This window comes from Prevotella sp. S7-1-8, from assembly GCF_000758925.1.
Lineage (GTDB): Bacteria > Bacteroidota > Bacteroidia > Bacteroidales > Bacteroidaceae > Prevotella.
Map to the genome: position 1 here is coordinate 1 of NZ_JRNC01000030.1, position 744 is coordinate 744.

Annotated in this window: 2 protein-coding genes; both read left to right on the forward strand. The window is 42.6% G+C overall.

The genetic code is table 11. The annotated features are described in order from the left end of the window. Nucleotides 1-291 (forward strand): hypothetical protein (locus HMPREF1640_RS04430; protein ID WP_036892782.1); only part of this gene is annotated, 291 nt, incomplete at its 5' end. A gap of 4 nt (nt 292-295) precedes the next feature. Continuing rightward, nucleotides 296-553, forward strand: a complete 258-nt coding sequence (locus HMPREF1640_RS13210; protein ID WP_156098713.1) for a hypothetical protein — start codon at nt 296-298, stop codon at nt 551-553. Nucleotides 554-744 lie beyond the last annotated feature (191 nt).

The following is a 744-nucleotide window of genomic DNA, read 5'->3' on the forward strand; positions in this document are numbered from 1 at the left end:
CGAAAAAACGACAAAAACATGGAAACTTCAAAATACAACAATACGATATGTGAATCAATGACCGATTTCTTACGCATTGACATACTCAACGTACGCATCGAACTGCTCAACGACATCAAGCGGTGGTTCATCCTCGAGCAAGCAGGTCTCGACAACGATGACAAGGAAGCCAAGCAAATGCTCGACTACGTCGTGTCCCTCCAGCTCTTCATCGATGACCTCGGCGACATCCGCCGCGCGGTCATCAACGGCAAGAATATCGTTCGTAACAATGAAAAAGGAAAGGAGTAACACCATGTTAACAAAACTAGACTATGAAATCTGGAAAAAGTGGTGCTCACGCCCAGGGCTCAGCGAAGAGGAACTCATGCGCCTCGATACTGTCGACACCGTCCTCACAGCCTACGCCAAGGAGCATCCAAACGTATTCGCCATTGATGACATAGAGAAATGGGTACTCATGCCCAAGTTCACTTCCGAAATCATTGCCGAGCTGCAACCTGTCATGCACCTCTATAATCGGAAAATTAGATTGTGCAATTTTACAAATTAGATAGTACAAAAACTGCATTTTTTCTGCACAAAGCAAACCATATAAAAACAGGCGTTTGAACACTGACTAAACAGCGTTTGAAAGCCTGCTTTTAGTTGCACAAATCTTTCGTAAAATTCTTATTTTAAGGGCGTTTTATTTGGTTATTTCATAACTTTTTCGTACCTTTGTATATACAAATATTGGTGTCC